Raw genomic sequence first — 26,360 nt, 5'->3', positions numbered from 1 at the left:
CATGGCGACAGATTTGAACAAATGAAAAGAGGGCCCGTTAAAAGGCCCTCTTGTTGCAGCTAACCTATTGCCACAAAAGACTATTTAATCACCACCATGCGACTCGGGATGAGAAAGCTGAAGCGGCTGCCAAAGCCAACACGGCTCTCGATATCGAGCTGGCAGTCGTGATGACTGAGGGCATGCTTGACGATGGCAAGGCCGAGCCCGGAGCCGCCAGTGTGGCGGGAGCGGGCCTTGTCGACCCGGTAGAACCGCTCGGTCAGCCGCGCCAGATGCTCGGGGGCAATTCCCTCCCCTTCATCACTCACGGCAAACAGCGCCATCGCCCCCTGCTTGCGCCACTCCACCCGGATCTTGCGCCCCGCCGGCGTATAGTGGATGGCGTTGTAGACCAGGTTGGAGACGGCGCTGCGCAACTGCTCCTTATCGCCGCGCACAAACAGGCCGGGCTGCACCATGAAGGCGATCTGGTGGGCCCGTTCGCCCGAGAGCGCCCGCGCCTCCAGCTCCAGCAGACCCAGCATGGCGGGCATGTCCACCAGATGGGAGAGATCGACGGTCGGAGCCGCCTCGATGCGCGACAGGGTGAGCAGCTGGTTGACCAGATTGTCCATCCGGATGGTCTGTTCCATCATCACCTTGTGCGCCTTCGCCCACATGGCCGGAGGGGGCGGCTCTTCGGTCATTTCCAGATAGCCCTTGAGCACGGTGAGCGGGGTGCGCAGCTCGTGGGAGACATTGGAGACAAAGTGCTTGCGGGTCTTCTCCAGACTGCGCAGGCGGGTGACATCGCGCACCACCAGCATCGCCTGATCGGAGGCATAGGGCATGATGCGAAACTCGAGAAACTTATCCTCATTGATGGGAGAGTTCATCTCGAACGGTTCGTCATACTGCCCCTTGCCCAGATAGGCGCCAAAGGCCGGACTACGAATGAGGTTGCCTATGTGCTGACCGGCATCTTCCGGCCAGCGAAAACCAAGCAGTTGCTCCGCCAGCCGATTGCACCAGAGGATGCTGCCGTCGGTGCGAAACACCACGGCGGCATCGGGCAGTGCCTCAGCACCTTCCCGAAAGCGGCGAATAAGACCCGCCAGCTCACGGCGACGGGCCCGGTGACGCTGCTGCAACTTGTAGATGCCGTTGAAAATATACTCCCAGCTGCCACTGCCATTGGGGGGAACCAGGCTGCGATCGTGCCACAGCCAATCCGACAGCCGCTTCAGGAAGCGATAGTGCCAGCCCAGGTGCAGCACAGTAGCTGCCAGCAGGCAAAGGGCGAGGGTATTCGTCAACCAGCCGACCAGAACGAAGGGCGCATAGAAGAACGCCATCCGCCACAACTGTCGCCGCCAGGCATAAGGTTGCAACATAACTTCCTCTACAGACGGGTTGAGAAGCGATAGCCTGCGCCGCGCACCGTCTGAATCAATCGATCGTGACCCGTCTCTTCAATGGCCTTGCGCAAGCGACGAATATGCACATCCACGGTTCTGTCCTCGACATACACATTGGTACCCCAGACATTGTTGAGCAACTGCTCGCGGCTGTACACCCGCTCGGGGTGAGTCATGAAGAAGTGGAGCAACTTGAACTCGGTCGGTCCCATGTCCAGCGCCCTCTCTTCGGCACTGACTCTATGGGAAACCGGATCCAGCTTGAGCCCCTGCACCTCGATCACCTCGTCCACCGAGGTGGGGGAGACGCGGCGCATCACTGCGTGCAGGCGGGCGGTCAACTCCTTGGGGGAGAAGGGCTTGGTGATATAGTCATCGGCACCGGCCTCAAGGCCGCGTACCTTGTCCTCCTCCTCACCGCGGGCGGTCAGCATCACCACAGGGATCTGGCGGGTCACCTCATCCTGCTTGAGTTGCTTGATAAACTGGATGCCACTGCCCCCCGGCATCATCCAGTCCAGCACAATCAGCTCCGGATAGGGCTCACACACTTTCGCCAGTCCGTCGGCGAAATCTTCCGCTTCAACCGTCTCATACCCCTTCTGCTCCAGCACGAAACAGAGCATTTCGCGGATCGGTGCTTCGTCCTCGACCACCAGAATTCGCTTAGCCATTCCCTTCTCTCTCCTCTGTGAAGATGGGTGCGCCAATTATTAGAATTTTCTGTGACACTTTTATGACTTTATGACAGGCGGGATGATAAACGTTTTCAGATTCAGTTGGCAGCCGTGCGTTGCAGCAAGTCCCAGCGGTTGCCACTGATATCTTCAAACACCACCACGCTACCATAAGGCTCGTCGCAAGGCTGTTCACAAAAATGTACTCCGTACGCCTGCATACGTTGGTTGTTGCGCCAGAAATCATCGGTTTCGAGGAACAGGAAAAACCGTCCGCCCCCCTGTTTGCCGATGGCGGCCTGCTGCTCCGGGGTCACAGCCCGCGCCAGCAACACTCGATCGGACTGGATTGGGATAGTTCGCTCATCACGCCTCCTGTTCACAAATGGCACGGCTGTCACGATCACTGTCCAGAAATGGCACAGTTTCATGGCCACAGCCGGGGTCACTGGTTAACCAAGATACGCTGCCGCCCCCCGCTTGATAACGTTGTTGTAACTTTTAAAGCGCTGGTCAGACCCTCTGGCACGCCCTTTGCGATATCCTTGGCAACCAGCCCCTCCCGCGCCCGCACTCTCGTGCAGGGCAACCCCCTCGACACCCATACCCAGGTGGGCGCTCAGGCGTCCCGCGAGCAGTTCGACAAGATCCTGATCTACATGGAGAGCGGCCGCGGTGAAGGGGCAAAAATGCTGATCGGTGGCGGCGCGGCCAAGGTGAGTGGGCTGGAGGGAAGCTTCTACATCCAGCCCACCATCTTCCACGGCCAGAACAAGATGCGGGTGTTCCAGGAGGAAATCTTCGGGCCGGCCCTCGGGGTCACCACCTTCAAGGGCGCGGCATCCAGGCTGGCCGGGTCTGGGTCAACTGCTACCACGCCTACCTGACCCACGCGGCCTTCGGTGGCTACAAGAAGTCGGGGATCGGCCGCGAGGCCCACAAGATGATGCAGGACCACTATCAGAACACCAAGAACCTGCTGGTGAGCCACGACATCAACCCCCTCGGCTTTTTCTAAACCGAGCTCCTTCTATAAACAAGGACACGCCATCAAACAAGGCGCCTGCGGGCGCCTTGTTGTTTTTGCACTGCTTGCCAGTGGCCGTCTCAACCTGCCCGACGCCAGCGGTAGCGCCGCTCGGGCCGACCTCGCTGACCGTAGTTGAGGTCCACATCCACCCTGTCTTCCGACTCCAGATACTCCAGATAACGGCGCGCTGTGGTGCGGCTGAGGGACAGCCGCAGCGCCACCGTGTCGGTGGAGAAGACGCTCTCCGGCTCGCCCGCCAGCAGATCCAGCACCTGACGCAGGGTGATGCTGTCGATCCCCTTGGGGGTGACGCGCATCTCCTTGATCTGGGAGCGCCCTCCCTTGCCCAGCAGCTTGTCGAGATCGTCCTGCTCCAGCCGACCTCGCTCGCACAGACGGCTGTGCAGTTGCAGGATCTCGTCCAGACTCTGCTGGATGCGAAACAGCCGCAATGGTTTGATGACGTAGTCATGAACCCCCAGATTGAGGGCCTGCTGGATGGTCTCCACATCCCGCGATGCGGTCACCATGATGACATAGGCTTCGCGGTTGTGGCTGCGCAGGCGGCTCACCCACTCAAGGCCGGAGCCATCGGGCAGGGAGACATCCACCAGCAGCAGTTGGGGCACCACACCGGCCATCATGGCATCGGCCTGGGCCAGGGTGCCGGCCCGCCCCAGCAGGGAGAAACCGGGTGTCGCCGCCACCAGTTCTGACAAGATGGCACCGCTCCGATCGTCATCTTCAATAACAAGCGTGATTATTGGGACCATGGCTCACATTAATTGGTTTTTATTCAAGTAGATACCAAACAGGGTGGTCTGCTCGGCGGTTCGCCGCCATTCTATCACACCCTCGTGCCGACCCACGGTCTCCTTGACCAGGAACAGACCCACCCCGTGATCGCCGCTCTGGCGACTCACCCCGTAATCGAACAGATGATCGGCCAGCTCCTCGTCGACCCCCTCGCCGCTATCCTCCACCTCGATCACCAGTCGCCGCCCCACATCGCACAGAGAGAGCAGCACCCGGGGCGGCCGCTGCTGGCGGTTGCGCCAGGCCGCCTGCAAGCCGTTATCCAGCAGGTTGCCAATGAGGGTAATGAGATCAGCAGAGACCGAGGCAGGATACTCCGCCAGCGCCGAGTCGGGATCGAGCTCCAGGGTCACCCCCAGCTCGCGGGCCCGGCTGAACTTGCCGAGAATAAGCCCCGCTACCGGCTTGTTGTCGATCAGCCGCAGCAGCTCCTGCAACATGGTCTGGCACGCTTCGTTCTCCTGCTGGATCAACTCCACCGCCTGATCCACATGACCCAGCTGCAACAGGCCGGAGAGGCTGCTCAGCTTGTTGGCAAACTCGTGGCTCTGCATTCGCAGCATCTCGGCATACTGGCGCAGATGGGTCACCTGCACCCCCAGACTGGCGGTCACCTCCGGACGGCTGAAGATCAGCAGCCGCCCCGGTGCCTTGCCCTGCACCGCCTGCCAGCGGCCGACAAAGGACTCTCCCTGAATGGTGAAGCTCACCTCCCCCGCCTCCTGCTCCAGACAGGTACTCAGCGGCGGCACCAGCTCCGCCAGCGACTGCCCCAGCAGGGCGTGACGCCCGGTACCGGGCAGCCGCAGCTGATAACTGGCGGTGCTGTTGATCATGTTGATGTTGCCGCGGCCATCGAGCGCGATCACCCCCTCGGTAATGTGCTCCAGCACCAGATCCTGCAGGGTGAAGCGGCGCACGATCGCCTCCGGTTCCAGATCGAGCAGGGTCTTGCGCAGCAGGTATTGCACCCAGAGCGCCAGCAACAGGCCGCATCCCAGCACCGCCACGATGGCGCAGATGAGCAGGGCCACCTGCTCCATATAGATGCCCTCCACCTGCTGCATCAGGTAGCCCACCACCACAGCCCCCATGACACGCCCGTCACCGCCCACCACCGGTGAGAAGCAGCGGATCGCCGGCCCCATGGTGCCCCGATCCTTGGAGCAGTAGCTGCGCCGCTCCTGCAACGCGGGCCAGATATCCTCGCCACGGAACTTCTGCCCCACCAGCTCGGGGTTGGGGTGGCTGAGGCGGCGGCCATGCTCGTCGGTCACCACCATATAGGTGGCATCGGTGCGGTTGCAGACCGCCTCCATGTAGTCGCGCAGGGTCGGGGCACTGCCCTGACGCAGAGCCTCGACCACCCGGGTATCGGCCGCCATGACCCGTGCCAGATCGCTCCCCTTATCCTGCAGGTTGCTCTCCAGCAGATGACGGATAAAGAGGGCCAGCAGGCTGCCCAGAATGAGGATCAGCAGCAGGGAGAGCCCAAGAGAGAGGGTGACCAGCTGGTGGCGAAGTTTCATACACATACCTTAAAAGGTCAGGACGCTGCCCAATAGTGCGGATGCCACCAGACCTGGTCAATCAAAGCTCGACCCGGTGGAGCAGGTCTGGAGCTGGTTGCGACAACATACGCTAGCGAATCGAACCTTTAAGGGGTATGACGATATTGTCGACGCCTGCAGCAATGCCTGGATGGTTTTCATCGCGGACGTAGAGCGGGTGAAATCGCTCTGCCATCGGGATTGGATAACAATGACCTAATGCTTAATGTGATTGGTATTACACCCTGTCCCAGGCCATTGCTGCCTCTGGAGCCCGCTATACGGACGAGTACGAGGCCGTCTGGTGGAGCAAGGGGGATGAGGGCTTTGTCGAGCTGCGCGATGAGGCTGGCGAGTGGCAGACCACCTACAACGACTGCAAACAGCAATAAACGTGACCCTGGCCGGGGTCACGCTTTCTCTGGCATCAGAGTGGTGGGGGGATCAGTTGATCTCGATCTCGAAGCGGTTGGTCACCTCGACCGGAATGGCATCCGGGTTGTCCTCTGCCGGGCTGTAGCGGATCCGCGAGAGGGTCACCAGCGCGCTCTGCTCCAGCTCTCCGGGGGGCTCGGCCGCCACCACTTCGGGCTTGATCGGCGTGCCGCTGGCGTCGATTTGATAGCGCACTTCCACATACCCCTTGACCGGTTTGGCCGGCAGGGCGGGCTCATCATTGTCAAACCATGACCACTGCTTCTCCTGAACCCAGTAGCTTGATAGCTGCTCAAGGGAAATAGCGATCGGATCGCGCTCACGCGCCACCTCCTGACGGGATGAGCACCCCAGCAACAGTGTCACTGCCAGACCTGACCATATTGCGACTTTCCACTTCATGTAACGCTCCTTGTTCTTTGCCGGTGCTTGTTACCGGACTGCGAGAGATCGACTCGCATCCCCCTTGGTCAGTCACCCATCCTAACGAAAAAGCTTTTGTATGAACATGAACAAAAGGGCCAACCCCGAGAGGTTGGCCCTTTTATCGTCAATGAGCTCATTAGCAAGTATCAGCCACGCTTGTCACTCACTACCAACCAGAGCGCATGGACCATGCCCGGCAGGCCGCCCAGCAGGGTCAGCACGATGTTGATTAAAAAGTGCAGGCTAAAGCCCACCTGGATAAAGGCACACACAGGGGGCAGAAAAATGGCCAGCAGGATCTTGAGCAGATTATTCATCTCGGCGCTCCTCTTCAAGAATGTGGTCAGGATTGGCGTGGGCTAACCATAAACATCCCTGACTTTAACTGCAAACCAGACAGGGGATCCGCTCATCCGCATCACGCCAGGCATTGAGGTCGTGGATCTGCTGATTGCTGCTGCCACGCCAGAGCAGGCCCGGGTCTGCCAACTCCTTTTCAAACTTGCCATCCACCAGCACATCCAGCAAGGCCACCAGCTCGCGCTGGGCCTCTGACAGTTCGCCGAGCTGATAACCGGTCCAGCACCAGATATCCTTGCCCGGACACTCGGCGCGCACCCGTTTCACCAGCACCAGCACGTGGGGCACGTTGGCCGGGTGGAGCGGATCGCCGCCGGAGAGCGACAGACCTCGCCGTTTGATGCGGCTGTCGTTGAGATCCGCAATGATGCGATCGCTCATCGCCTCATCGAACGGCTTGCCGCCATCGAGTCGCCAGGTGCGCTGGTTGTAGCAACCAGGGCACTGATGCTCACAACCGGAGACAAACAGGGTGGCACGGGTGCCGGGGCCGTTGATCACATCGACCGGGTAGTATTGGTGGTAGTGCATCGCTTGTTTCCTGCCTCGTTCACGGGACAGCGGCATAACTGCCGCCCTCCAATGAAAATGGCCCCTTGAGTCAGGGGCCAGCTCTTCATCGCTTGTGCGCTTACATATGTTTGACGCGGCGCTTCACCTCTTCCTGCTTGCCCGCATTGAAGGGGCGCGCATCCGGGCTGCCGAGGTAGCCGCAGACACGGCGGGTCACCGACACCTTGGCGGGGTCATGGTTACCGCAGCGCGGGCAGGTGAAGCCCTTGGAGGTACACTCGAACTCGCCGGTGAAGCCGCACTCGTAGCACTCGTCGATGGGGGTGTTGGTGCCGTAGTAGGGCACCTTGTCATAGCTGTAGTCCCAGACGTTTTCGAGCGCCTCCAAGTTGTGCTGGATGTTGGGGTACTCGCCATAGCAGATGAAGCCGCCGCTGGCGATAGGCGGATAGGGCGCCTCGAAGTCCAGCTTGTCGTACGGATCGACCTGCTTCTCCACGTCGAGGTGGAAGCTGTTGGTGTAGTACCCCTTGTCGGTCACACCGGATACCACGCCAAACTCCTTGGCATCGATGCGGCAGAAACGGGTGCAGAGGTTCTCGCTCGGGGTGGAGTAGAGGCTGAAACCGTAGCCGGTCTCCTCTTTCCACTCGTCGATGGCCGCCTTGAGACGGGCGATGATGGCGATGGCCTTCTGTTGCAGCTCGGCGCTGTCAAACAGGTGCACCTTGTCACCAAACAGGGCGTTGATGGTCTCGTGAACGCCGATATAACCGAGGGAAATGGAGGCGCGACCGTTCTTGAAGATCTCGCTGACGTTGTCGTCCGCCTTCAGCCGCACGCCGCAAGCCCCTTCCATATAGAGGATGGGAGCAACCCGCGCTTTCACCCCGTCCAGACGGGAGATGCGGTACATCAGCGCCTTCTTGGCGACCCTCAGAGAGGCATCCAGACGATCCCAGAAGTCCGCTTCGTCACGGGATTTCAGGGCAATGCGCGGCAGGTTGAGGCTCACCACCCCCAGGTTGTTGCGACCTTCGTGGATCAGCTCACCATTCTCCTCGTAGGCACCGAGGAAGGAGCGGCAACCCATGGGGGTCTTGAAGGAGCCGGTCACCTTGACCACCTGGTCGTAGTTGAGGATGTCCGGATACATCCGCTTGGAGGCACACTCCAGCGCCAGCTGCTTGATGTCGTAGTTGGGATCGCCCTGCTTGTGGTTGAGGCCATCCTTGATGGCGAACACCAGTTTCGGGAACACGGCGGTCTTCTTGTTCTTGCCAAGGCCAGCGATACGGTTGCTGAGGATGGCGCGCTGGATCATCCGCGACGCCCAGCTATCCCCCAGACCAAAACCGAAGGTGACGAACGGCGTCTGGCCGTTGGCGGTGTGTAGGGTGTTGACTTCGTACTCCAGCGACTGGAAGGCGTCGTAGCACTCCTTCTCGGTGCGGGCCATGGCGTAGGCCTCCACATCGGCAATGCCCCACTCTTCGGCCACTTCACGGTGCTTCTGCCAGCTGATGGTCACATAGGGAGCCAGCACTTCGTCGATGCGGTTGATGGTGGTGCCACCATAGATATGGCTCGCCACTTGGGCGATGATCTGGGCAGTCACGGCGGTAGCGGTGCTGATGGATTTGGGGGTATCGATCTCCGCATTGCCCATCTTGAAGCCGTGGGTCAGCATCCCCTTCAGATCGATCAACATGCAGTTGAACATCGGGAAGAAAGGCGAATAGTCGAGATCGTGGAAGTGCAGATCACCGCTCTCGTGGGCCTGGACCACATCACGGGGCAGCATGTGGCTGGTGGCGTAGTGCTTGGCGACGATACCGGCCAGCAGGTCGCGCTGGGTCGGGATCACCTTGGAATCCTTGTTGGCGTTCTCGTTGAGCAGGGCTGCGTTGGTCTGCTCGACCAGACCGCGGATCTCCTGCGCCAGACGACCGCGCGCCTCGCGGGCCTGATCCCGATCGTGGCGATATTCGATATAGGCACGAGCGATGGCCTTGTCGTCGGAAGCCATCAGGTGGTTTTCAACCCGGTTCTGGATCTCGTGGATATCAACTTCACCACGCCCTTCCAGCTCCTGACTCACCGAGCTTGAGATACGCTGTGCCAGTGCCGGATTGGCCTGATTGACCGCTTCCGCCGCTCGGCTGACCGCATCGCTAATCAGCTGGGCATTGAATGGTGCGCGACATCCGTCACGTTTGATCACAACCGGTTTCATGAATTTTCCCCGTTAAAAGGCCAGGCATTTGCCTCTGGCTCACCCTTGTTGGCCCCCCTCCCTGCATCTCGTCCTGGACACAAATAAATTCAGCCGAGGCTTGACAAGCCTGGGCTGAAGATTGGAGGGAAACAGCTTATACACAGCTTAACAACACAACATATAGGCATAAAAATCGAATACATCCCTATATATGGTGTCTATTAGGCACCAAAGCGCGTCCTCATTTCTTGATCCAGAACAGGTTTTTCAGCGAGCGGGACAGTTCACGACCAACCATAAAAAGCTCCATTCGAATCAAACCTCAAGCGTAGTGCGGGCTGGAGTCCGATCCTGATACCTGAAAATAAATCGCGTCTCGCCGCACCGATTTCGGGATGACAGTGCCAGTCAAAACCACACATACTGAGCAGGTACACACTATCCCTTGATACCGGAGCCGTTATGCTCAAGTCGCTGCTGTTATTGCTGCTGACCAGCCTATCTTTACCGCTCTATGCCGCCCATATTCTGGTGATCAGCAGTTACCATCCCGAATACCTGTGGGACCAGAGCTACAACGAAGGTTTGCTCGATGGATTAGATGGGGAACACCAGATTTCTCACTTCTATATGGATACCAAACGCTATCCGCGGGAAGCGTTTGACGACATTGCCCAGCAGGCCATCGCCTTCTATCTCAAGAGCAAACCGGATCTGGTGGTGCTGGGCGATGACAACGCTATCAACTATCTGGCCAACGATATCGCCTCGCTGGGCACCCCTGTGGTGTTTCTCGGTATGAGCGAGAATCCGCGCCTCAAGGGATTTGTCGGCCACCCCAAGATCACCGGGGTACTGGAACGCCCCCTGCTCAAACGCAATATCAACGAGATAAGCCAGATGATGGGGGGGCTCGACAAGGCACTGGTGCTGTTTGATTCCAGCAATGTGGCCCTCACCGCCATCGAGGATGAATTCAAGACCCGAACCGAACTGCGGGTCGGCCAGACCCTGATCAACAGCCAGCTGATAGGCGACTACAGCCTCTGGCAAGAGGCGGTGCTCAACGCCAAGAAGAACGGCTATCAGGCGATCTTCCTCGGCCTCTACCACACGCTGGTCGACGATAATGGCAAGCATGTGAGCGAACAGACGGTGCTGGAGTGGACCAGCGCCAACACGCCGGTGCCGCTCTTCTGTTTCTTGGAGTTTACCGTCGGCAAGGGGATGGCCATCGGCGGGCTGGTGCTGGACGGCCACGATCAGGGGATACAGGCAGCCAGCCTCATCAACACCATACTGGCAGGTACCCTGCCCCGCACCCTCTCCCCGCGCGCGGCCCTGCGCGGCGAATATGTCTTCAGCAAGAGCGAGCTGGCCCGCTGGCAGCTCACCGTGCCCGACAAATGGCGCAACAAGATAATGTGGCGTGAGTAACAATAAATAACCCGGCACATCGGCCGGGCAACACATGCACAGTCAGATGACTGATGACAAAAAGTGGCGCTCGTCAGTTGACAGAAAAAGGCAGAGAGAGACGCTTGGCCAGCGCCTGGAAGTGCTGGCTGACCTCGGCGCCAAACAGGGGATCACCAATGGCGCGGTTCTGCCAGACTTGCTCCAAATGACGCCAGTCATCCTCGGTCAGGGAGTCACGCAGATGGGGGAAGAGCACCCCCTCTTCGTAGTTCATGTGCGCCTCTTGCAACGCTACGAAGCGCTCCAGCTTGGCGGTGAACTGATCGAGCGGTATCACCGCATCCATCAGGATCATCTCAACCATTTCCTTAAGCTCGGTCCCAGCCTCTAGCAGATTGAGGTGCTCCTCATGCAAACGGTTAGCGACATCCCCCTCTACCACCCGGTATTTCAGGTAGTAGTCATAGATAAGGTCTTCCTTGGGATGGTGATACGTGTCAGAGACCTCCCGCAGATAATCGATGACATCGCGCACCAGAAAATAGCTGATAGGCTGCTCGGCACGAATGGCCGCCAGCTTCTGCTTTAGCAGATCCAGCAGTCGGGTGATATTCAGGTGATCCTTGTGCAGACTCGATAACATGGGCACTCCTTGGCGCTGAAATAAAATGTTACTGTCCTGAGTATACGGTCATTTGTCGCCCGAACGTTGCACTCAATCAAATGGTTGGCAGACTGATTGCCACTCGATCGGGCTTTTGCCCTGTAATTCCAGCAGGCGATTGGTCTCGGAAAAGTGGCCGCAACCGATAAAACCACGGTGGGCAGAGAGGGGACTGGGATGGGGTGCCGTCAACACGTGATGGCGCTGCCGGTCGATGAAACGCCCCTTCTTCTGGGCATGGGAGCCCCACAACAGGAAGACCACGCCCTGACAGCTTGCATTGATCTGCTCGATGACCCGATCGGTAAAGGTTTCCCACCCCAGATAGGCATGAGAGTGTGCCTGACCGGCCTGCACCGTCAGCACAGTGTTAAGCAACAGAACCCCCTGCCTGGCCCAGGACTCCAGAAAACCGTGATTGGGTATGACGAAACCGGGCAGATCCCGCAGCATCTCCTTATAGATGTTGACCAGTGAAGGGGGCGTGCGAACCCCGGGCAGGACGGAGAAACAGAGACCATGTGCCTGATTGGGTCCGTGGTAGGGATCCTGCCCCAAGATCACCACCTTGACCTGATCCAGTTCGGTCAGTTTGAAGGCGTTGAATACATCGGCTGCAGGAGGATAGACCACCTTGCCTGCTTCCCGTTCGGCCCTGACGGTCGCCAGCGTACTCTTGAAATAGTCCCGCTCTTTCTCAGAGCCAATCACATCACTCCAGGTCAGCACCCCGGCCTCCTCACTTGATACGGCGAAGGGGTCAGGATAGGGGGGCAGCCCGCAAGACGCAACCGTGGCTCACACTTTCCAGAGCTTGGCGAGCTGGCCGGAGCGTTCCAGTTTGTGCTGACCGGCGTTAAACCGCAACAGAACAGAGCCAACCATCCCCACCTTCATCACTTGATATTCATCCGACACTCTCCTTGCTTTCTGCTGAGTGTAGCCATCCCCTCAATTAACCATAGAAAAGCAGAAAAAAGGTGTAGTTAAATTACTACATTTACAGGATAAAAGATGCATGATTAGGATATCTTACAAAATCAGAAAAATGACCTATTCTTGATTCAACTCAAGAATTTAATCCCACCAAAATGGAGTTTTATCGACTTTTGTTGATTTGGATCAATTTTTGTAATATTACCAACGTGGTATATATGACCCCATCAAAGCAAAGGTGTAAGGCAAGGGCCCTTTAAGCCATCGCAATTAACGGTAGCTTAAATACATCAGGGTAATTTCCTTACAATTGGATTCGCGTTCCCATTGAGGAGTCATACCATGATCAAAGGCATTCAAATCACCCAAGCTGCCAACACCGCTCTGCTGAACTCTTTCTGGCTGCTGGACGAAGAGAAGCAACAGGCTCGCTGCATCTGTGTCAAAGGCGATGCCTTTGCCGCCGATCAGGAAGTCGCACTCTCTGACCTGGGCCAGTTCGAATACCGTGAACTGCCGGTTCAGGCCGAGCCTGCTGTTGAAGGTGGCCAGCACCTGAACGTCAACGTGCTGCGTCGTGAAACCCTGGAAGATGCTATCGAGAACCCGGAGAAGTACCCGCAGCTGACCATCCGTGTATCTGGCTACGCAGTGCGTTTCAACGCTCTGACCCCGGAACAGCAGCGTGACGTGGTCACCCGTACTTTCACCCAGAGCCTGTAATCAGCGCCCTGCGGTGAACCGCTGATACTCGTGGTATCAGCACCAAAAAAACGGCCAATCGGCCGTTTTTTTATGCGCGCTTTTCACTAGGTGAGCATAAAAAAACAAGGCCTCGCATTGCGAGGCCTTGTGATAAGAGCTTGCCCAATCAGGCTGAGGTATCGAGGGGTTCAAAACCCTTGATGAGATCGTCGATGGCCTTCATCTGCTTGAGGAAACCTTCCAGCTTCTCCAGCGGCAACGCGCTCGGGCCATCGCAACGGGCAATTTTCGGGTCCGGGTGGGACTCTATAAAGAGACCAGCCAGACCGACCGCCATCCCGGCGCGCGCCAGCTCGGTCACCTGTTCGCGGCGACCACCGGAGGCCGCCCCCAGCGGATCACGGCACTGCAATGAGTGGGTGACGTCAAAGATCACCGGATAGCCGCCGGTGCTCTTCTTCATCACGCCCAGACCCAGCATGTCCACCACCAGGTTGTCGTAGCCGAAGTTGGCACCGCGCTCGCAGAGGATCAGCTGATCGTTGCCGCACTCCTCGAACTTGTCGGTGATGTTCTTCATCTGGCTTGGGCTCAGGAACTGCGGCTTCTTGATGTTGATGACGTTGCCGGTGCGGGCCATCGCCTCCACCAGATCGGTCTGGCGTGCCAGGAAGGCGGGCAACTGGATGACGTCAACCACTTCGGCGACCGGCTTGGCCTGATGGGGCTCGTGCAGATCGGAGATCACCGGCATGCCGAAGGTCGCTTTCAGCTCCTGGAAAATCTTCATCCCCTCTTCCAGACCCGGGCCGCGGTAGGAGTGGATGGAGGAGCGGTTGGCCTTGTCCCAACTCGCCTTGAAGACGAACGGGATGCCCAGCTTGCTGGTCACTTCCACATACTTTTCGCACACCGCCATCGCCATGTCGCGGGATTCCAGCACGTTCATACCGCCAAACAGCACGAACGGTTTGTCATTGGCAACGTCGATCTGGTTGATCTTGATATTCTTCTGTTCCATCTAAGACATCCTTAATGAAGGGGCCTGAAGCCAAGTTAGTCCGTTGCAACCGGGCGCAGCGGCCTTGATATTCTTCTGTTTAAGTTTCAAGCCGTCCTTAATGGAGGGGCTTGGGGCTCAGATCCAGCGCGGCCAGCTGCACTTTCAGCACGTCGGCTACCGGATCGTCCGGGCATTGCTCAATAAAGTATTCAAAATCGTCGGCGGCCTGACGGGGACAATCGAGCTGCTCGTAGATAAAACCGCGATCCCGCGTCTCCAGGGGATCGCCAGGCTTCATCCGCAACAACAGCTCGCTGCAACGCAGCGCCTCGGGCATGCGATCTTCCCGCAGCAAGGCCCCCTTGCTGACGTTGAGCAGCCGCTCGATGATCTCCCACTGGCCGGAGGGCTGCAGATAGTCGGGGGTCAGGGTCGCCAGATCCCCCAGCGCGCCGCGCAGCAGCAACTCGATATGGGCCAGGCTCAGCTCGTCGCCGGTGAAAGGATCGACATAGACCTCTCCCTCGTCGCCGGCAAAGCTCACCAGGAAGTGACCGGGGAAACATATACCCTCTACATCGAGTCCAATCTTGCGCCCAAGCTGGATAATGAGAATGCCGAGGCTGACCGGGATCCCCTTGCGCTGAACCAGCACCTGATTGAGATCGCAGTTGTTGGCCGAGAAGTAGTCCTGCCAGTCGCCGTGAAAGCCGAGGCGATGGTAGACCCCCTGCAGCAGCTGTTGGCGTACCTCATCGCAAGTGCCTTCGGAGATCTGCTCGTCAAGCCACTCGTCCAGCAGGTTCAGCTCGCGGATCCCCTCCTCAACCGAGCCATAAATCTCGTCGCTGACTGACAACGCCAGCTCGACCAGCTCATGGGCTTCAAAATCGGTCCATTCGTCTATGTGTAACATCTTCTTCATGCCTTAGCCGAACACACTCGCCTGTTTGAGCACTGCCAATTTGGCAATAAAGTAGATCCAGCCGAGCGCCCCCAGAAAGGAGCACCAGCGCACCAGATTGCTTTTGGCCAGTCGCAGCGCCATCGCGGCCAGAAACAGCAGCACCAGAATCGCCATCAACTTCTCGCTGAGCCAGGGCGTCCCGTTATTGAGCGGGTTGAGATCCAGCACCATGCAGAGCAATACGCCGGAGAGCACCACCAGACCGTTGAGCCAGCCGCTGACCTTCATCACCAGCGCGCTGTAGGCACGGCCAGTGGCGGTCTGAACCCAGTAAAAACGAACCATGAACAAGAGCAGGGCCCCGGCAATCAGGGTCAGGTGCAGATGCTTGAGCACAAAAACCATATTCAATCCTTGGCCGCTGGTCATCACCCAGCGACGCGTCAAACCGGTAGTAAAAGCGTTCAGCAGGCCGGGCACATGCCCAGAGTGACCCGCTCGTTATCCCCGTAATCGCGCACCGTGGCTACCTCGCGGTAGCCACCATCGCGCAGTAACTGACGCACCGCCTCCCCCTGATCCCAGCCATGCTCCAGCAGCAACCAGCCGTCAGGCAACAGATAAGCGGGGGAATGGGCCACGATGTGGCGGATATCCGCCAGCCCGGCGTCATCGGCAACCAGCGCCGAACGGGGTTCAAAGCGCACGTCACCCTGCTCAAGATGGGGATCGGCGCCATCAATATAGGGGGGATTGGAGACAATCACCGCAAATCGTGGCGTTTTGTCGCGATCCGGCTCGCCAAGGGGCTCGAACCAGCTGCCGTCGCGCACCTCGACGGGTAACCCCAGCGCGGCGCTGTTCTCGCGGGCCAGCGCCGCGGCATCCGCCATCCGATCCACTGCCCATACATCGACCTCAGGCCGCTCGGACTTGAGCGCCAGCGCGATGGCGCCGGTGCCAGTGCCGAGATCCAGCACGGCGCACGGCCCTTGCGGGATTCTGGTCAGCGCCTGCTCCACCAGCACCTCGGTATCGGGGCGCGGGATCAGGGTGGCCGGGCTCACTTTCAGCGGTAGCGACCAGAACTCTCGCTCTCCGATGAGGTGGGCGATGGGCTCGCCAGCCAGGCGGCGGTCAAGCCACTCCTGCAGGGTAGCCTGCTGGGCGGCATCCAGCTCACGCTCCGGCCAGGTCATCAGATAACTGCGACGACACCCGAGCAGATGGCAGAGCAGCACATCGGCGTCGGCGCGGGGGGATTCCCCCCCAGCCAGCACGGTCATGATATGGGCGCGAGCCTGCTGGATCTGCATCAGTTGTTTTCAGCCAGCGAGGCGAGCTGATCTGCCTGATACTCCTGCACCAGCGGGGTGATGATGCAGTCCAAATCACCTTCCAGGATCTCCGAGAGACGGTAGAGGGTGAGGTTGATGCGGTGCTCGGAGAGACGCCCCTGCGGGTAGTTGTAGGTACGAATTCGCTCCGAGCGATCACCGGAGCCCACCAGATTGCGACGAGTGTTCTGCTCGGCGGCGCGGTGGCGCTCATCCTCGGCCGCTTGCAGGCGGGCGGAGAGCACCGACATCGCCTTGGCACGGTTCTTGTGCTGGGAGCGCTCGTCCTGACACTCCACCACCAGACCGGTCGGCAGGTGGGTGATGCGAATGGCCGAGTCGGTCTTGTTGACGTGCTGACCACCGGCGCCAGAGGCGCGGAAGGTGTCGATCTTCAGATCCGAGGGATTGATCTCGATCTGTTCAGCTTCCGGCACCTCCGGCAGCACGGCGACGGTACAGGCGGAGGTGTGCACCCGGCCCTGAGATTCGGTCTCCGGCACCCGCTGTACCCGGTGACCACCGGATTCAAACTTGAGGCGGCCATAGACGCGCTCGCCATCGATCTTGGCGATCACCTCCTTGTAGCCGCCATATTCACCGTCGTTGCAGCTGACGACAGAGACGCGCCAGCCCTGACGCTCGGCAAACCGCGAATACATGCGAAACAGGTCACCGGCAAAGATGGCCGCCTCGTCACCACCGGCTCCGGCGCGGATCTCCAGATAGCAGTTGTTGTCATCCTTGGGATCCTTGGGCAGCAACATCAGTTGCAGCTCCTGCTCCAGCGCCTCCAGATTGGCCTTGGCCAGCGGCAGCTCCTCCTGCGCCATCTCGCGCAGGTCGGCATCATCCTCTTCCAGCATCATCTGGGTGGTCTCCAGATCATCCTGCGCCTGGCGGAAACGCTGGAAGGCGTGAACGATATCTTCCAGCTGGGCATATTCACGGGTCAGGGCACGATAGCGCTCCTGATCCGAGACCACGTCCGGCTCGCCGAGCATGGCCTGTACTTCTTCGTGGCGCTCGATGAGGCCTTCCAGCTTTCTGATCAGTGACGGATTCATAACTATTGCTATCTCGAATGGAGGAGAGGGCAACCAGCATGGTAGCCCCAAACAATTACTCTTGTGACAACCCCAGCGCCTGCCGCAGCCGGGACAGCGCACTCTCGTCGCCCCGGGAGGCCGCCTGGCGCAGGGCCTGGGTCGGCGCATGGATCAATTTGTTGGTGAGGCGATGGGCCATCGCCTTGAGCGCCTGCTCGGCACTCTCGCCCTGAGCCAGTGCCAGCAGGGCCCGTTGCAGCTCCTCGTCAGCGACCTGCTGGGACTGCTGGCGGTAATCGCGGATGAGATCGACCGAGCGCTGGCCGCGATACCAGCCCATAAACTCGTCGCGCTCTTCCTGCACGATCACTTCCGCCTGCGCGGCAGCCCGCTTACGGGTTTCGAGATTCTGCTCGATGATCCCCTGCAGATCGTCCACCGTGTAGAGATAGGCATCGGAGAGCTCATCCACTTCGGCCTCGATGTCGCGCGGCACGGCAATATCCACCAGAAACATGGGCTTGAAGCGACGGGCCTTAAGCGCCCGCTCAACCATCCCCTTGCCGATGATGGGCAGCGGGCTCGCCGTCGAGCTGATGACGATATCCGCCTCGTGCAGATAGTCGGGAATCTCTTCAAGCGTCATCACCTGGGCGCCGAATTCGGTCGCCAGGGTCTGGGCGCGCTGCAGGGTGCGGTTGGCCACCATCATCTTGGTGACGTTCTGCTCGCGCAGGTGACGGGCCACCAGTTCGATGGTCTCCCCCGCCCCGACCAGCAGTACCTTGGTCTGGGAAAGATCGGAGAAGATCCGCCGACCCAGGCTGACCGCTGCAAACGCCACCGACACGGCACTGGCGCCAATCTCGGTATCGGTACGTACTCTTTTCGCCACCGAGAAGGATTTCTGAAACAGCCGCTCGAGCGCCCCCTTCACCGACTCGGCCTGCTGGGCATGGGCGTAGGATTGCTTGATCTGCCCCAGGATCTGCGGCTCTCCCAGCACCAGCGAATCTAGCCCGCATGCTACCCGCATCACGTGGCGCACCGCCTCTTCATCGTGATGCTGATAGATGGCGGTGACCAATTCGGCTGCGTCCAGCCCGTGGAATTGCTGCAGCCAGCGCAACACCTCACCCTGCTGCTCGCCATCCAGATTGCAGTAAAGCTCGGTGCGGTTGCAGGTGGAGACGATCACCGCCTCGTTGATGCCGGGCTGGTTCACCAGCTCACGCAGGGCACGATCGATGCAGTCCGGGCCAAAGGCGACCCGTTCCCGCAAGGCGACACTGGCGGTGTTGTGGTTGATTCCGAGGGCAAGCAAACTCATGAGTGGGCGACGATCATTTCATACGCTGGGTGCAAAGGTTGCCAATTGTACGAGAAAGGGTAAGTCTTTAAAAGCAATACGGCCGCCCCGTATACTGTGGCAAATTTCTCTCTCTGGAGCCTTGCCGTGCTGCTGCGTATTTTTACCCTCACCTGTCTGTTCATCCTTGGCGGTTGTGCCACCACCCAGCCCCAGCGTGACCAGGTGAACTGGAACCAGGAGCGAGCCCGCCTCGAACAGCTCACCCATTGGGAGCTCTCCGGCAAGATGGCCATCATCACCCCCCAGCAAAAGGGCAGTGCCCGCCTCAACTGGCAGCAGGAGGGCGATGACTATCGCCTCAACCTCACCAGCCTGATCGGCACCAGCATTCTGGAACTCTCCCGCAGCAAAGGGGAGATCACCCTGCTCGACAGCGACGGCAAACGCCACCAGAGCCAGGACGCCGAAGCGCTGATCTATCAGCTCACAGGCTGGAATATTCCGGTTGCCGGACTGCCGCAGTGGATCAAGGGGCTGCCGGGTCAGGCCGACTTCGAGCTCAATCCCGACAGCAGTCTGGCCCGCGTCCGTGATGGCCAGTGGCAGATCGTATATGGCGACTATCGGGATCAGGATGGCTACCGCCTGCCGCACCAGCTGACCATGACCGGCCAGAACAGCCGCCTCAAGCTTCAGATCAACCAATGGACTCTTGCACGCTAATGGCTTCCACCCGCTGGCCGGCACCGGCCAAACTCAACCTGTTTTTACACGTCAATGGCCGTCGTCCCGATGGCTATCACGAGCTGCAAACCCTGTTTATCTTCCTCAATCACAGCGACTGGCTCGAATTTGAGGTGATTCCTGATAGCGACACCCTCACCCTGAGCCCGGCCATTCCCGGTGTGCCGGATGAGCAGAATCTGATCATCCGCGCGGCGCGCCTGCTGCAGGCCAGACTGCCGAGCCCGCAGGGGGCCCATATCCGGCTGGAGAAGGTGTTACCCATGGGAGGCGGCATTGGCGGCGGTTCGTCCGATGCGGCCACCACGCTAGTGGCGCTTAACCACCTCTGGCAAGCGGGTTCGAGTGAAGATGAACTGGCAGCGCTCGGCGTCCAGCTCGGCGCCGACGTGCCGGTGTTTGTCCGCGGCAAGGCGGCCTTTGCCGAAGGGGTCGGTGAGCGGCTGCAGCCGGTCGAACTACCCGATGCCTGGTATCTGGTGCTCAAGCCCGATTGCCATGTGGCGACGGCGGCGGTATTTCAAGATCCAGACCTGCCCAGAGCCACCCCTAAAGTGGCATTGCACAACCTGCTGGAAGGGGTGTGGAAAAACGATTGCGAATCACTGGTGAAAAAGCGCCACCCCGAGGTTGCCAATGCGCTCGGCTGGTTGCTAGAATACGCGCCGTCAAGAATGACGGGCACAGGAGCTTGCGTCTTTGCTCAGTTTGAAGACGAAGTGACTGCTCGGGAAGTGTTGGTCAGAGTGCCGAAGGGGCTGGATGGGTTTGTCGCCAAGGGCGAGAACATATCACCACTCCTCGCCACTTTGCAACAGCTCAAATGATTGGGGTATCGCCAAGCGGTAAGGCAGCGGGTTTTGATCTCGCCATTCCTAGGTTCGAATCCTAGTACCCCAGCCAATTTGATGTCATGGCAGTGACGCGGGCGAGGTCGTGCTCGCCCACGCTCAAGGGCTCACCCCCCTTGCAGCCATCCCGATGCGGCCAATCCCTTGCTCGTTATCTGGCTAAATCGTTTGCCCCAAAACGATAAGGGTCTGATTTCAGACTCCCCCACATACTGGATGCAACCCCGAGGTTTCAAACCGTGCCTGACATGAAGCTGTTTGCTGGTAACGCAACGCCGGAACTAGCCCAGAAGATCGCAGATCGCCTGTTTATCAAACTCGGCAATGCTGCCGTAGGTCGCTTTAGCGACGGCGAGATCAGCGTACAGATCAACGAGAATGTACGTGGTGGCGATATCTTCATCATTCAATCCACCTGTGCCCCGACCAACGACAATTTGATGGAATTGATCGTCATGGTGGATGCACTGCGTCGTGCTTCAGCTGGCCGTATCACTGCCGTTATCCCCTACTTTGGTTATGCCCGTCAGGACCGCCGCGTCCGCTCCGCCCGTGTCCCCATTACCGCCAAGGTTGTCGCTGACTTCCTCTCCAGCGTGGGTGTGGATCGCGTGCTGACCGTTGACCTGCATGCCGAGCAAATTCAAGGTTTCTTCGACGTTCCGGTAGACAACGTGTTCGGTAGCCCGGTGCTGCTGGAAGACATGAAGGCCAAGAACCTCGAGTCTCCTGTTGTCGTCTCCCCGGACATCGGTGGCGTTGTGCGTGCCCGCGCTATCGCCAAGCTGCTGGATGACACCGACATCGCCATCATCGACAAGCGCCGTCCCCGCCCGAACGTCTCCCAGGTCATGCACCTGATTGGTGACGTGGCCGGCCGCGACTGCGTCATCGTCGATGACATGATCGACACCGGCGGCACCCTGTGCAAAGCCGCAGAAGCCCTGAAAGAGCGCGGCGCCAAGCGAGTATTCGCTTACGCCACTCACCCGGTCTTCTCCGGCACTGCCGTCGAGAACATCAAGAACTCCGTGATCGACGAACTGATCATCACCGACTCCATCCCGCTCACTGCGGAGATGAAAGCGGTAGGCAAGGTCAAGCAGCTGACTCTGTCAACTGTACTGGCCGAAGCCATTCGTCGCATCAGCAACGAAGAGTCCATCTCTGCCATGTTTGAGCATTGATAGATTCAGCAATAACGAAAACCGCCATCAGGCGGTTTTCGTCTTTCTGGACTTTCTCTTTCCCACTTTCTGCTATCTGGTACGACCCTGCCCCCGGCAGGCTTAAGGATTTACCCATGAATTGCTTGCGTCCCCTCCTGCTCGCGACCCTCACCTCCGCCCTGTTCGCCTGTCAGCCCGTCAAAGAGAACCCGCCCTTCGTGCTGACCCTGGCTCACATGAACGACACCCACTCCCAGTTTGATCCGGTCAATGCCGAGCTCAAAGGGCAGATCTTTGCCCAGCAGGAGGAGACGGACACCCTCTATACCCGCTTTGGCGGTTATCCGCGCTTGCTGACCATGGCGAAAGCCTATCAGGCCGATGCGCTGGCCAAGAACCAGCCTATGCTGTTGCTGCACGGTGGCGATGCCTGGCAGGGCAGCGGCTACTTCAAGCTCAATGAGGGGATGGCTAACGCCGAGTTGCTGAGCCAATTTGGCCTCGATGCCATGGCGCTGGGCAACCACGAGTTCGATCTGGATAACCAGAAGCTGGCCCGCTTCATCGAGGGAGTCAACTTCCCGGTGCTGGCCGCCAACCTGGATACCCAGGCCGACCCTGACCTTGGCAAGGCCACCAACCTCAAGCCCTTCGTGGTCTACGCCTTTGACGGCAACCAGAAGAGCCCTGTCACCGACATCAATAACCTGCCGCAAAGCAAACAACTGGTTGCCGTCATGGGCTTGGTGCTGGAAGACATGGGCAATATCGCCCCCAATGTCGGCAAACTGCGCTTTGGCAAAGAGGTCGCCTCGGCTCAGGCCACGGTCGACATGCTGCAAGCCAGGGGGATCCATCAGATCGTCGCCCTGACCCACATCGGCAACGAGCGGGATCTGGCGCTGGCCGCCAAGGTAAACGGCCTCGATGCCATCGTCGGCGGCCACTCCCACAGCCTGCTCGGCGATTTTCGCAATATCGGCTGGGGCAAGACCGGCGACTACGCCAAGCTGGTGACCAATCCGGACGGCATCGGCCAGACCTGCGTGGTGCAGGCGGGCTCCTATGCCCAGGCCATCGGTCTGGCGCAGGTGACCTTTGACAGCAAGGGTCAGGTGACCGACTGCCAGGGCCACAACCGCCTGCTGGCCAGCCGCGACTTCTTCGCCGATGCGGCGCGCAAGCAGGCGCTCGATGAGGCCCGCAGCAGAGAGGCGAGCCAGTTTGTCGACAACCAGCCCAATCTAGTGACCGTGGATGAAGATCCGCGCCTGCGCGGCATCATCGACAGCCACTACAAACCGGCGCTGGAGAAAGCCTACGGCCCAGTGATCGGCACCATCCCCGCGCAGCTGCAAAATGCCCGTCGCCCCGGCGACAACGGCAGCGACAACCATGGCTCGGATATCGCTCCCCTGGTTGCCGAAGGGGAGTTCTACTGGGCCAATACCCCAGCAGTACAGGCCCTGACCGGTGGCCCGGTCGACTTCGCCCTGCTGGCGGTGGGCGGCGTGCGCGCCGAGCTGCCGGCCGGCGAGTGGCGCGAGGGGGATAGCGCCCTCACCCTGCTGCCGTTCAAGAACCAGCTCTCGGTACTGACCCTTACTGGCGCTGAGGTACGCGCTCTTTTGACCGAGACCATCACCGCCACCCTGCCCGCCAGCGCCCATGCCGGCAAGTTCCCCTATGGCGGCCACCTGCGTTACACCTTCCAGGAGACCGACGCAGGCAAGGCGGGCACCCTGACCCAATTGCAACGCAAGACCGCAAGCGGCGAGTGGCAAGATCTGGTGGATAGCCAGCGCTATCGGGTGGTGATGAACGCCTACAGCGCCAACGGCAACGATGGCTGGCAGGCACTGGCCAATGCCCAGCGCCACCAGAGCGAGCGGGTCGACATCGCCAGCGTCAATGGCAAGCTGACCGCCTTCCCGGTGCTGAAGGTGGCACAAAACGGTGAACTGCTGAGCGCCGTCTATGCCCCGGGCCAGGCCCTCGATTGCAAAGCCAGCGGCGTGGATTGCGGCACCGATGCGGCCTCTTTCGTCGAGTATGTGCGCGATGCCCGCCCCACCCTGACCGCGCTGAATGAAGAGACGGTGACCCTGCTGCGCGCCAACTAACCGCCAGCAAGTGACAACGAACGGGCCTCTTGCAAGCGGCCCGTTTAGCCACTGTTTACCGCTTATTAGCCGCAATAGGGGTGCAAATCCCGCCATAACATGCGCATTGGTTGAGTGATCGCCACTCGGCGGCTAGAATATTGCGTCCTATTGCTCTGGGTAGTGTGCCCACGGCAGCTGCGAGTGAAGACATCAAGCGTGACAAGCGAAATCAAACTGATCGTCGGACTGGGCAACCCCGGCCCGGAATATGCCAAGACCCGCCACAATGCGGGCGCCTGGTATGTGGAGCAACTGGCCCGCTGGCACAATGTCAGCCTGCGTGAAGAACCCAAGTTCTTCGGCCACACTGCCCGCATCCTGGTCGAGGGGCAGGATGTGCGGCTGCTCATCCCGAACACCTATATGAACCTCTCTGGCAAAGCGGTGGCCGCACTGGCGCGTTTTTATCAGATTGAGCCGGAAGCGATGCTGGTGGCCCATGACGAACTGGATCTGCCGCCTGGCATCGCCAAGTTCAAGCAAGGTGGTGGTCACGGTGGCCATAACGGCCTCAAGGACATCATCGCCAAGATGGGCAACAACAATAACTTCTTCCGGCTGCGTCTCGGGATCGGCCATCCCGGCAGCAAAGAGCAGGTGGCCGGCTTCGTCCTGACCAAGGCCCCCGGCAGTGAACAGAACCTGATCGACGCCGCGCTGGACGAGTCGCTGCGTGCCACCGACATCCTGTTCAAACAAGATATGACCAAGGCCATGAATCGCTTGCACAGCTTCAAGGCTGAAAAAGTTTGAATACAGATGCCTGACACGCGTCAGGCTCGAACAATATGACGGGGACGCCCAAGAACCTGTTCACACTCTGTAACGAGAGGTTGTCAGCAAGGTGAAGCGCAGCGCAGGAACCGGAGCGTATAGTCATACGTGAGGATTCCGAGCAGCACATGAGCCTTGATCACAGCCTCGCAGTAAGAGTGTGGACAGGTTCTGCGACCCTCAACAGCATCCATCAAGTAAGGTAACAATCCATGGGTTTTAAATGCGGTATCGTGGGCCTGCCCAATGTAGGTAAATCCACCCTGTTCAACGCGCTGACCAAGGCCGGTATCGAAGCCGCCAACTTCCCGTTCTGCACCATCGAACCGAACACTGGCGTGGTCCCGATGCCGGATCCCCGCCTCGATCAGCTGGCTGCCATCATCAATCCGCAGCGCGTTGTGCCGACCACCATGGAATTTGTCGACATCGCAGGCCTGGTTGCCGGTGCCTCCAAGGGTGAAGGTCTGGGTAACCAGTTCCTGGCCAACATCCGTGAAACCGAAGCGATCGGCCACGTGGTGCGCTGCTTCGACGACGAGAACATCATTCACGTTGCCGGCAAGGTCTCCCCTGCTGACGACATCGAAGTGATCAACACCGAGCTGGCCCTGTCGGATCTGGACGCCTGCGAGCGCGCCATTCACCGTCAGTCCAAGCGCGCCAAAGGCGGCGACAAGGATGCCAAGCTGGAAGTGGAAGTGCTGGAGAAGATCCGCGTCGCGCTGGAAAACGATCAGATGATCCGTGGCATGAAGCTGGACAAGGAAGAGCTGGCTGCCGTGAGCCACCTCAACTTCCTGACCCTGAAACCCACCATGTATATCGCCAACGTGGCAGAAGACGGTTTCGACAACAACCCCTACCTCGACAAGGTGCGTGAAATCGCCGCCGCCGAGAACGCGGTTGTGGTGGTGGTCTGCTGCTCCATCGAGTCAGACATCGCCGAGCTGGATGACGAAGACCGCGCCGAGTTCATGGCTGATCTCGGCATCGAAGAGCCGGGCCTGAACCGGGTGATCCGCTCCGGTTACGAGCTGCTCAACCTGCAAACCTACTTCACCGCCGGTGTAAAAGAAGTGCGCGCCTGGACCATTCCGGTCGGAGCCACTGCCCCGCAGGCGGCAGGCAAGATCCACACTGACTTTGAAAAAGGCTTTATTCGCGCCCAAACCATCGCCTTCGAAGACTTTATCACCTACAAGGGTGAGCAGGGCGCCAAGGAAGCGGGCAAGATGCGCGCCGAAGGGAAAGATTACATCGTCAAAGATGGCGATATCATGAACTTCCTGTTTAACGTCTAATCCCATGACAGGCCAGCATTTGCTGGCCTGTTTTTTATCTGCCATCACCCGGCCCATGATGGCCATGTCTTAAAAAAACCAGATTGTTGGGCTTTTGCGCAACAGAGGCCAATAACTGGTCAAACGCACTCAAATTGCGTTTTTCTGGCAAAAAAAGGGTTGACGCCCCAGAGCCAGATACGCATAATTCGGCCCGCACGGTGACGAGGCAACGAATCATCGCGGTGACGAGGCAACGAATCATCGGACGCAAGGTTGGCTATGTAGCTCAGTTGGTTAGAGCATCGCACTCATAATGCGGGGGTCACAGGTTCGAATCCCGTCATAGCCACCATTTCTAGTTGGGGTATCGCCAAGCGGTAAGGCAGCGGGTTTTGATCTCGCCATTCCTAGGTTCGAATCCTAGTACCCCAGCCATCTTTAAAAGTTTTTTGCCAGTCTAATGACTGTTGAGGAACGCTGTTGGGGTATCGCCAAGCGGTAAGGCAGCGGGTTTTGATCTCGCCATCCCTAGGTTCGAATCCTAGTACCCCAGCCATTTTTAAAGTTGGTGTTTGATGGTTTCTGTCAGGCATCACTGTTGGGGTATCGCCAAG

Annotated in this window: 24 protein-coding genes, 4 tRNA genes and 4 pseudogenes; 15 read left to right on the top strand and 17 right to left on the bottom strand. The window is 59.2% G+C overall.

Translation table 11 applies throughout. The features are described 5' to 3' along the window. Window positions 1-80 precede the first annotated feature (80 nt). The 3 genes from phoR to BN1125_RS07825 all read right to left on the bottom strand — a co-directional run bounded on the left by phoR (window position 81) and on the right by BN1125_RS07825 (window position 2,514). Complete coding sequence (phoR, locus tag BN1125_RS07835) at window positions 81-1,376, bottom strand: phosphate regulon sensor histidine kinase PhoR (protein WP_042011604.1); 1,296 nt, start codon at window positions 1,374-1,376, stop codon at window positions 81-83. Between the two features lie 8 nt (window positions 1,377-1,384). Continuing rightward, window positions 1,385-2,074: a phosphate regulon transcriptional regulator PhoB gene (phoB, locus tag BN1125_RS07830; protein ID WP_042011603.1), complete on the bottom strand. Its 690-nt coding sequence runs from the start codon at window positions 2,072-2,074 to the stop codon at window positions 1,385-1,387. Between the two features lie 101 nt (window positions 2,075-2,175). Further along, on the bottom strand, window positions 2,176-2,514 hold the full coding sequence (locus tag BN1125_RS07825) for a VOC family protein (protein WP_244268480.1): 339 nt from the start codon (window positions 2,512-2,514) through the stop codon (window positions 2,176-2,178). A gap of 126 nt (window positions 2,515-2,640) precedes the next feature. Here BN1125_RS07825 and BN1125_RS18530 point away from each other — a divergent pair. Continuing rightward, window positions 2,641-3,095 (top strand): annotated as a pseudogene (locus BN1125_RS18530) (aldehyde dehydrogenase family protein); the annotation flags it as partial. 89 nt (window positions 3,096-3,184) lie between these two features. On the opposite strand, the gene BN1125_RS07815 reads toward BN1125_RS18530, so the two are convergent. Together BN1125_RS07815 and BN1125_RS07810 are read right to left on the bottom strand one after the other, a co-directional pair. Further along, a complete protein-coding gene (locus BN1125_RS07815) occupies window positions 3,185-3,880 on the bottom strand; it encodes a response regulator (RefSeq protein WP_042011599.1) in 696 nt (231 codons plus the stop codon). Between the two features lie 3 nt (window positions 3,881-3,883). Continuing rightward, window positions 3,884-5,452: an ATP-binding protein gene (locus BN1125_RS07810; protein WP_042011597.1), complete on the bottom strand. Its 1,569-nt coding sequence runs from the start codon at window positions 5,450-5,452 to the stop codon at window positions 3,884-3,886. A gap of 67 nt (window positions 5,453-5,519) precedes the next feature. Between BN1125_RS07810 and BN1125_RS19500 the strand changes: the two are divergent. Together BN1125_RS19500 and BN1125_RS18525 are read left to right on the top strand one after the other, a co-directional pair. Then, window positions 5,520-5,693: pseudogene (locus BN1125_RS19500) on the top strand (IS630 family transposase); the annotation flags it as partial. Window positions 5,694-5,712: 19 nt separating this feature from the next. Further along, window positions 5,713-5,865 (top strand): annotated as a pseudogene (locus BN1125_RS18525) (MliC family protein); the annotation flags it as partial. A 52-nt stretch (window positions 5,866-5,917) separates the two neighbouring features. Here BN1125_RS18525 and BN1125_RS07805 read toward each other — a convergent pair. From BN1125_RS07805 to nrdD, 4 genes are all read right to left on the bottom strand, one after another. Next, window positions 5,918-6,310, bottom strand: coding sequence for a TonB family protein (locus BN1125_RS07805; protein WP_042011596.1), 393 nt, complete (start codon window positions 6,308-6,310; stop codon window positions 5,918-5,920). A gap of 170 nt (window positions 6,311-6,480) precedes the next feature. Beyond that, a complete protein-coding gene (locus tag BN1125_RS18520; protein WP_005343870.1) occupies window positions 6,481-6,651 on the bottom strand; it encodes a YqaE/Pmp3 family membrane protein in 171 nt (56 codons plus the stop codon). Between the two features lie 64 nt (window positions 6,652-6,715). Further along, complete coding sequence (nrdG, locus tag BN1125_RS07795; RefSeq protein WP_042011595.1) at window positions 6,716-7,225, bottom strand: anaerobic ribonucleoside-triphosphate reductase-activating protein; 510 nt, start codon at window positions 7,223-7,225, stop codon at window positions 6,716-6,718. Window positions 7,226-7,325: 100 nt separating this feature from the next. After that, window positions 7,326-9,443, bottom strand: coding sequence for an anaerobic ribonucleoside-triphosphate reductase (gene nrdD, locus BN1125_RS07790; RefSeq protein WP_042011594.1), 2,118 nt, complete (start codon window positions 9,441-9,443; stop codon window positions 7,326-7,328). 444 nt (window positions 9,444-9,887) lie between these two features. Between nrdD and BN1125_RS07785 the strand changes: the two genes are divergently transcribed. Then, complete coding sequence (locus tag BN1125_RS07785; protein WP_042011593.1) at window positions 9,888-10,862, top strand: ABC transporter substrate-binding protein; 975 nt, start codon at window positions 9,888-9,890, stop codon at window positions 10,860-10,862. Between the two features lie 73 nt (window positions 10,863-10,935). Here BN1125_RS07785 and BN1125_RS07780 read toward each other — a convergent pair whose 3' ends face one another. Continuing rightward, window positions 10,936-11,487: a hemerythrin domain-containing protein gene (locus BN1125_RS07780; RefSeq protein WP_042011591.1), complete on the bottom strand. Its 552-nt coding sequence runs from the start codon at window positions 11,485-11,487 to the stop codon at window positions 10,936-10,938. Between the two features lie 72 nt (window positions 11,488-11,559). Continuing rightward, window positions 11,560-12,237: a uracil-DNA glycosylase gene (gene ung, locus BN1125_RS07775; RefSeq protein WP_042011590.1), complete on the bottom strand. Its 678-nt coding sequence runs from the start codon at window positions 12,235-12,237 to the stop codon at window positions 11,560-11,562. Between the two features lie 549 nt (window positions 12,238-12,786). Here ung and grcA point away from each other — a divergent pair. Continuing rightward, a complete protein-coding gene (gene grcA / locus BN1125_RS07770) occupies window positions 12,787-13,167 on the top strand; it encodes an autonomous glycyl radical cofactor GrcA (protein ID WP_005343856.1) in 381 nt (126 codons plus the stop codon). A 148-nt stretch (window positions 13,168-13,315) separates the two neighbouring features. On the opposite strand, the gene kdsA is transcribed toward grcA, so the two are convergent. The 6 genes from kdsA to hemA all read right to left on the bottom strand — a co-directional run bounded on the left by kdsA (window position 13,316) and on the right by hemA (window position 18,775). Then, window positions 13,316-14,170, bottom strand: a complete 855-nt coding sequence (gene kdsA / locus BN1125_RS07765; RefSeq protein ID WP_005334937.1) for a 3-deoxy-8-phosphooctulonate synthase — start codon at window positions 14,168-14,170, stop codon at window positions 13,316-13,318. Between the two features lie 97 nt (window positions 14,171-14,267). Continuing rightward, complete coding sequence (locus BN1125_RS07760) at window positions 14,268-15,068, bottom strand: SirB1 family protein (RefSeq protein WP_042011589.1); 801 nt, start codon at window positions 15,066-15,068, stop codon at window positions 14,268-14,270. 12 nt (window positions 15,069-15,080) lie between these two features. Next, window positions 15,081-15,464, bottom strand: a complete 384-nt coding sequence (locus BN1125_RS07755; protein WP_042011588.1) for a SirB2 family protein — start codon at window positions 15,462-15,464, stop codon at window positions 15,081-15,083. 59 nt (window positions 15,465-15,523) lie between these two features. Next, window positions 15,524-16,375 carry a peptide chain release factor N(5)-glutamine methyltransferase gene (prmC, locus tag BN1125_RS07750; RefSeq protein ID WP_042011587.1) on the bottom strand — a complete coding sequence of 284 codons (852 nt, stop codon included), beginning with the start codon at window positions 16,373-16,375 and terminating at the stop codon, window positions 15,524-15,526. Beyond that, window positions 16,375-17,463 carry a peptide chain release factor 1 gene (prfA, locus tag BN1125_RS07745; RefSeq protein WP_042011585.1) on the bottom strand — a complete coding sequence of 363 codons (1,089 nt, stop codon included), beginning with the start codon at window positions 17,461-17,463 and terminating at the stop codon, window positions 16,375-16,377. The genes prmC and prfA overlap by 1 nt, the downstream gene beginning before the upstream one ends. Before the next feature lie 55 nt (window positions 17,464-17,518). Then, window positions 17,519-18,775 carry a glutamyl-tRNA reductase gene (hemA, locus tag BN1125_RS07740; RefSeq protein ID WP_042011584.1) on the bottom strand — a complete coding sequence of 419 codons (1,257 nt, stop codon included), beginning with the start codon at window positions 18,773-18,775 and terminating at the stop codon, window positions 17,519-17,521. 126 nt (window positions 18,776-18,901) lie between these two features. On the opposite strand from hemA, the gene lolB reads away from it, so the two are divergent. The 10 genes and pseudogenes from lolB (at window position 18,902) to BN1125_RS07690 (ending at window position 26,302) form a co-directional block, all read left to right on the top strand. After that, on the top strand, window positions 18,902-19,480 hold the full coding sequence (gene lolB / locus BN1125_RS07735) for a lipoprotein insertase outer membrane protein LolB (RefSeq protein ID WP_042011582.1): 579 nt from the start codon (window positions 18,902-18,904) through the stop codon (window positions 19,478-19,480). Beyond that, window positions 19,480-20,350, top strand: a pseudogene (gene ispE, locus BN1125_RS07730) (4-(cytidine 5'-diphospho)-2-C-methyl-D-erythritol kinase). The gene lolB and the pseudogene ispE overlap by 1 nt, the downstream one beginning before the upstream one ends. Further along, window positions 20,330-20,404 (top strand) — tRNA-Gln (locus BN1125_RS07725). Before ispE ends, BN1125_RS07725 begins: the two are co-directional and overlap by 21 nt. A gap of 187 nt (window positions 20,405-20,591) precedes the next feature. Next, window positions 20,592-21,539, top strand: coding sequence for a ribose-phosphate pyrophosphokinase (locus BN1125_RS07720; RefSeq protein WP_042011580.1), 948 nt, complete (start codon window positions 20,592-20,594; stop codon window positions 21,537-21,539). Window positions 21,540-21,655: 116 nt separating this feature from the next. Further along, window positions 21,656-23,644 carry a bifunctional metallophosphatase/5'-nucleotidase gene (locus tag BN1125_RS07715; protein ID WP_042011578.1) on the top strand — a complete coding sequence of 663 codons (1,989 nt, stop codon included), beginning with the start codon at window positions 21,656-21,658 and terminating at the stop codon, window positions 23,642-23,644. A 198-nt stretch (window positions 23,645-23,842) separates the two neighbouring features. After that, entirely contained in the window at window positions 23,843-24,439 is a 597-nt protein-coding gene (gene pth / locus BN1125_RS07710) for an aminoacyl-tRNA hydrolase (protein ID WP_042011577.1), read from the top strand. Window positions 24,440-24,672: 233 nt separating this feature from the next. Further along, window positions 24,673-25,764 carry a redox-regulated ATPase YchF gene (ychF, locus tag BN1125_RS07705; RefSeq protein ID WP_042011576.1) on the top strand — a complete coding sequence of 364 codons (1,092 nt, stop codon included), beginning with the start codon at window positions 24,673-24,675 and terminating at the stop codon, window positions 25,762-25,764. A gap of 257 nt (window positions 25,765-26,021) precedes the next feature. Continuing rightward, window positions 26,022-26,098 (top strand) — tRNA-Met (locus BN1125_RS07700). Window positions 26,099-26,106: 8 nt separating this feature from the next. Beyond that, a tRNA-Gln gene (locus BN1125_RS07695) sits at window positions 26,107-26,181 on the top strand. Between the two features lie 46 nt (window positions 26,182-26,227). Beyond that, window positions 26,228-26,302: transfer RNA gene (locus BN1125_RS07690), tRNA-Gln, on the top strand. Window positions 26,303-26,360: the final 58 nt, after the last annotated feature.

The sequence above is a fragment of the Aeromonas fluvialis genome (genome assembly GCF_000819885.1).
Taxonomy (GTDB): domain Bacteria; phylum Pseudomonadota; class Gammaproteobacteria; order Enterobacterales; family Aeromonadaceae; genus Aeromonas; species Aeromonas fluvialis.
The sequence above is the reverse complement of the archived record's forward strand: the minus strand, read 5'-3'. Positions and strand labels throughout refer to the sequence as shown.